Source organism: Thermodesulfobacterium hveragerdense DSM 12571 (assembly GCF_000423845.1).
Taxonomy (GTDB): domain Bacteria; phylum Desulfobacterota; class Thermodesulfobacteria; order Thermodesulfobacteriales; family Thermodesulfobacteriaceae; genus Thermodesulfobacterium; species Thermodesulfobacterium hveragerdense.
Genome location: NZ_KE384099.1, coordinates 1 through 5,482, shown reverse-complemented (window position 1 = coordinate 5,482; position 5,482 = coordinate 1). Strand labels below are relative to the sequence as shown.

Here is a 5,482-nt window from a genome sequence, read left to right as displayed (position 1 = left end):
TTCTTTGTCAAAAATAGTTTCAATTCCTTATAGGTAGGCTCAAAACAAAGAAATGGTCGGGTTTCCTAAAAAACAAATTATAGTTTCAATTCCTTATAGGTAGGCTCAAAACCTCATCCCCTTTGTAATCATACTCCCGCCACCAAAGAGTTTCAATTCCTTATAGGTAGGCTCAAAACATGCTGAAACATCAGTTGTCTTTGGAATGCCTAAGGCTGGTTTCAATTCCTTATAGGTAGGCTCAAAACTCCTTTTTGCAGGTTGCAAACTTTATTTTCCCGATTAGTTTCAATTCCTTATAGGTAGGCTCAAAACCCATTTAAAATATTATAAAATCTATTATTCAATTGTCAAAGAACTTAATTCTCTCTTTAAAAATTACCTCTCCAAATTCCAGCTTGTCAAGATTTAATCTAATATCTTACCCCTCGTCTATCCCCAAAAACTTTCACATTATCTAAGATCGACAGAAATTTTATATAATCACATCCGTAACCGCTTTGTTCTTTCCTAAAATCTCCCTTCTTGAATACTTCTCAGTTAAAAACGTATATATAACCACCGAATCTTCTTCAGGATCTATAACATGGTTAAGCTGCTGTTTTAGCTTGAAAAGTTTTGCTTCTGTAATCTCTCCTTCAAAAACTGAATTTTGTACCCAATGCAAAAATTTTCTACAAATCTTTAACACTTTTTGCACTCTTTTTTCATTAATATCATACACTAAAATCACATACATTGCCTACCATTCACTTATAAAGGGTTTATATTCTTCGTCTCCCATTAAGTGTTTTTCAATCTTATACAATTCTAAACGAATTAAACTTCTGTAAGATATCTTTCTTTTTAATCTTTTATGATAAAGCGTTGTTTTTAATTTTTCATCAAATTCTTTAATAAACACCTGTTTACCCTTTTCATTTAACACAATGCCGTCAAGTTTACTCTCAAAATGTTGAGATTTAATAATAGACTTGTTAACCAAATTAAAAATCACTCTATCCACAATAATCGGCTTAAAGATTTCAGCTACATCAAGATTAAGACTAAACCTCCTAAAGTTAGTAGTATGAAGAAACCCAATCCTTGGATCAAGATGAGTTCTATAAATCTCACTCAAACATGTTGTATAAAGAAGAGAGTTCCCAAAACTTATAAGAGCATTTAATCTGTTTTTAGGCGGTCTTTTAGTGCGTGCTTCAAAAATAAAGTGTTCTTTATTAAGGATTCTATCGAAAGCATGGTAATACTGCTCTCTTACATTTCCCTCAATAGCCATAAGCTCATCTACATTTCTACATCTTACAAGTCCATCACTTATAGAGTTAACTTTATCAATAATTTCCTCTAAATTCTTTCCTCTATTCTGATAGTAGGTAAGGACTTTTTTGATGTTTTCTATAGCTCCCCAAACAAACTTTTTTGCAAGAACAAATCTTTTCTCCTTATCAAGATAAAATTCAGCCTGTTTTAAAATCATGTAACCAGAGTTTAGATGTTCGCGTGGATAAAAAGAGCCGACATAATAACCATATCGGTTAAAAAAATGAAGAATTATTTCTGATTGAGTGAGAAATTCGAGAAAACGCTTGTTTACTGTTACTTCTCCAAAAACTAAGATTTCAGCTACATTTTCAACAGGAAGATATTTCTTACCATTAGAAGTCTCTAAGCAAATAGTGTTGTCCTTTCGTTTAAGTTCTCCGTCTGTAAAGATATAAACAGTTTTTTTCATGCCCAGCAAAACTCCTTATAACCACATTTTGCACAAAACTTAATTTTTTTTGCTGGGGGCGGCGTCTCTTTTTCAGAAATTGCCTTTATGTCAGCAATAGTATTTTTTAATTCTTCTTCAATCTCTGGAGTAAGATCTACCTCAATCCTCTTTTTTTCTTTTGGAAAAAGAAGAACTCCTTTAGCAAGAATACCAAGTGCTTTTAATCTCATAAGATAATAACAAATCTGCATCTTGGCACTTTTTTCATACTTCGATGATTTTTTCACCTCTCCTACCACAACTTCACCCTCTGAACTTTTTAGAAGATCTATAACAATATTTTCAACCCTTACCTCTTTTCTTTCTCGTTGGTAAGCTTCCTTACTTATAAGCCTTCCAATTTCAATAAAAGGGTCATCCTGAGACGGATTTAAGTGTCTGCTCATAAGCCATACTTCCCTTGGACAAATGTAGTAATACCAAATAAGTGTCCCTGTTACGGATACCATCTCTATAAGAAACAATCAGTCAGTAGCTTGTAATAAGGTACCACATAAAGCTTGGTACTATTGGAACAAAGGATGCTTTCAAGTTCAAGGTTTACAATAAAAGCTTTCTTTGGTTTATACCTTTCTATAAAGCTTCTCATCCCTCTCGTTACTTCTGGTTTGGCAAGTCTTATGTACTTCACTTCTACAGGAATAACCTCATTTCCTATTTCTACGACAAAGTCTACCTCACTTTTATCCTTTGTTCTCCAGAAATAAATTTTGGCAAAGTTCTGTCTTGCTTTTTCTTTAAGCAAATTAAAGATAAAGTTTTCAAAAACAAATCCAGCATCCTGTAAAACTCCAAAACTTCCTACCGCAAAATTTCTTAGCCCAAGATCATAAAAATAAAAAATTGGCGTCTTACTGATTTCTTTACGAACATTTCGGAAAAACGGAGAAACCCTTTCAATAATAAATGTTTTTTCCAAATACCAGAGATAATCTTTAAGTGTTTTAACTGAAATTCCAACGGTATTGGAAATTTCTGAAAGATTTATAAGCTGTCCAATTTGTGAAGCCAAAATCTTAACTAAATTACTAAAAGCTGAAGTCTTCTGAACCCTCAGAAGATAAGAAATATCACGCTCGATGTAACTCTGAAAAATTTCATTAAGGATGACCAGTTTTTCACGTTTGGTCTCTTCTAAGATGACACGAGGGTAACCACCAAAAATAAGATACTCCTCTAACAGTTCCTCAACTTTGGTCTTTTCCGTTTCAAAAAAATCTAATAGTCTATCTTCATACCGATAGCTGGTTTTATGATTGATAAATTCTTCAAAGGTTACAGTAGAAAGCTCAAAGATTCGCTTTCTACCAACCAGAGACTCCTGAATCCTTTCCTTTAACTCTACGCTCCCTGAACCTGAAACAATAAATTTATAGGGCAAGTTCATGTCGTAAATTCCTTTTAAGAAAAGCCCAGCATCCTCTTTTCGCTGTATCTCGTCAATAAAAACAAAACCACCTTGCTTCCCCAATTCAAGCTCTATCTTCTTTATCAGCTTGCTCTGAGAAGTAAAAAATTCTTTGTCATACTCAATATCAAGATTGAAAAAAAGCGTTTTCTTGCCTTCTCTTTCTAAAAATTCCTTGAGCATTAACATTAGCGTAGTCTTACCCGCCTGCCTTGGCCCTACGATAAAAGTAATCTCTCTTTTATTCAGATGCCTTTTTATTTCTTCTAACAATTTTCTTTTAATCATAGTTTTATTTTAGCACGAGAATTTTAAAAACATAGTTTAAAAATTCTCGTATTAAAATTTAAAAAAACCCTGTATTTAATGTCACCTGTAGCTTAAAATTTTTAATTCTTTTTCCTTTTCTTTATCTTAGCTTTTGGTTCTTCTATTTTTAATTGGCTTTTTAAGACATATCCTATGTCTTGAATTTTAAACACTTCTTTTGGACTTTCTGAATTTTTCTTAACAATCTGAATAGTTACGGAGGTAGGAAATAGGATTCTTTCTTTTTCTTCTATGGGAACAAGATAAAGAGTGAGAGGAAAATTCCTCTCAGAGGGTTTACACCTTTCATGCATAAGATAAAGAAGCCCTTTTCCTTCACTAATTTTTACATCATTGGAAAAAGGGAAAGGATAATGAGTGACGATACTTTCTAAATCATCTATTTTTTCAACCTCCTTTATCATGTCTTCAGGTTTACTCTCTAAGCTTATAACCGATTCACTATCTCCACAAGTAAGCGGAGAAGTTATCAAAGCTTCTACAAGCTCATTTATTAAGGCCTCATCTTTAAAAATTCCGGCAATTTCTAAGGTCTTTGTAAAAGCAAACTGTCTTCCCAGAGCATTAGTAAATTTAGCACCTATACGATCTTCCCATTTAGTAATGGCAGAGGTTGTATAACTCTTGATAAGGCAGGGTGTAAGGAGCCTTGAGCCAGCCCAAATTATATTTTCTTCCACTAAATTAAGATAAGCTACAGGATTTCTATCATTCCTGTAGCGCTGAAGAGCATTAGCAAACATCCCGATTACCGCGGATGGTGGTAACACAGGATACGTTAAAGCTGATTGCCAGGTAAAAGGAATTCTAATGGAATAAAGAGAATTTAATCTTACTTTAAAAGCTATGGCTTTCATGTTAAAAACTCTTATTCCCCAGCTTTACTCAGAAGCTCATCAAAAATTTCGGAAATTTTTTCTTTTTTAATCACTCCTTCTGGGGTTTCTTGCCCCCAGTAAAGAAACTTAGCATGTTGGGGGAAAAGTCCTACAGTTTTGGAAAGATAATCGCTATACATTGGTGAAACAGGGAATGGCAAAGGTCCAACCTCTGAATAGGCAACGAGAACCTCAATCTGGTTCATATGAGGTATGGCATGAGAGAGCGAGGCACCCATTTGACCTGAAATCAAATAACGATACGCTTCTATGGCAACCTTAATTCTATTTTTACGATCAGACTCCTCTATAGCATAGAGATTTGAACTTCCAAGGTTTAGCTCTACAAGTCCTATCCTGTCTACATCGAGAGCTGAAACAAAGGCATAAATTCCAGAGGCATAGGATTTGTTAAAAGGCATCTGAGAAACTAATTTTTTATCATCAAATTCAGCACCACTTTTGACTCTGGAATGAATTACCTGTTTTGCAAAACATTCACTTTCCAAAACAGGCATTAGCCATGAAAACATCACTCTTGAACTTCTTCTTTCAGATACCCCTTCTTGTTCTTCCTCACCCTCTTCAGAAGTCTTCCCTCTTTTTCTTTCACTAGCAATTGCTGCAAGATATCCATGAATATCACAAAGAGAACATTTTTGGATAACAGAGGTTTGTCCTTCAGCAATCGCATTCCTATGAGATAAAATACCATTTTCTGATTTAGCAGGTCTCACTGGTTCCCCAATTTTACACGCATCACAAAGCGGGGGAGTAGAATATAAATTGTGTCTTTTAATAAAATATTTTAGAGGCATAATAAAAATTTTTAATATTTTTTAAATTAATGATAACATAAAACCTAAAAGACTAAACTAACCAGGAGGTCTGTAAAATGGAAAACTTAGACTTAGATTTAGAAAAAGTTTTAAGTGAAATCTCAAAAATTGAATCAAAAGAGGGTATCAAAATGGCTGCTGCACTCCTCTTAAACGCTCTCATGAAAAAAGAAAGAGAAATATTCCTTAGAGATAGTATTGATAATAAAGCTAATGGTTACTATGAAAGACAACTTGCCTGTTTCTTAGG

Annotated in this window: 6 protein-coding genes, 1 pseudogene and 1 CRISPR repeat array; of the genes and pseudogenes, 1 reads left to right on the top strand and 6 read right to left on the bottom strand. The window is 33.7% G+C overall.

The genetic code is table 11. The annotated features are described in order from the left end of the window. Positions 1–16: 16 nt before the first annotated feature. Positions 17–315: a CRISPR direct-repeat array (repeat unit 30 nt; unit sequence GTTTCAATTCCTTATAGGTAGGCTCAAAAC). A gap of 160 nt (positions 316–475) precedes the next feature. The 6 genes from cas2 to G580_RS0109285 all read right to left on the bottom strand — a co-directional run bounded on the left by cas2 (position 476) and on the right by G580_RS0109285 (position 5,211). Further along, the gene (gene cas2, locus G580_RS0109310; protein ID WP_028841911.1) at positions 476–739 is read right to left on the bottom strand and encodes a CRISPR-associated endonuclease Cas2; all 264 of its coding nucleotides are present in this window, start codon (positions 737–739) and stop codon (positions 476–478) included. A 3-nt stretch (positions 740–742) separates the two neighbouring features. Next, positions 743–1,735: a type I-B CRISPR-associated endonuclease Cas1b gene (gene cas1b, locus G580_RS0109305; protein WP_028841910.1), complete on the bottom strand. Its 993-nt coding sequence runs from the start codon at positions 1,733–1,735 to the stop codon at positions 743–745. Then, positions 1,732–2,226, bottom strand: a complete 495-nt coding sequence (gene cas4, locus G580_RS0109300; protein ID WP_038042052.1) for a CRISPR-associated protein Cas4 — start codon at positions 2,224–2,226, stop codon at positions 1,732–1,734. The genes cas1b and cas4 overlap by 4 nt, the downstream gene beginning before the upstream one ends. A gap of 2 nt (positions 2,227–2,228) precedes the next feature. Continuing rightward, the gene (locus tag G580_RS0109295) at positions 2,229–3,473 is read right to left on the bottom strand and encodes an ATP-binding protein (protein WP_028841908.1); all 1,245 of its coding nucleotides are present in this window, start codon (positions 3,471–3,473) and stop codon (positions 2,229–2,231) included. A 101-nt stretch (positions 3,474–3,574) separates the two neighbouring features. Continuing rightward, positions 3,575–4,372: a CRISPR-associated protein Cas5 gene (cas5, locus tag G580_RS0109290; RefSeq protein ID WP_022856075.1), complete on the bottom strand. Its 798-nt coding sequence runs from the start codon at positions 4,370–4,372 to the stop codon at positions 3,575–3,577. Positions 4,373–4,383: 11 nt separating this feature from the next. Beyond that, positions 4,384–5,211 carry a DevR family CRISPR-associated autoregulator gene (locus G580_RS0109285; RefSeq protein WP_083960862.1) on the bottom strand — a complete coding sequence of 276 codons (828 nt, stop codon included), beginning with the start codon at positions 5,209–5,211 and terminating at the stop codon, positions 4,384–4,386. A gap of 77 nt (positions 5,212–5,288) precedes the next feature. Between G580_RS0109285 and G580_RS10820 the strand changes: the two are divergent. Further along, positions 5,289–5,482, top strand: a pseudogene (locus tag G580_RS10820) (IS256 family transposase); the annotation flags it as partial.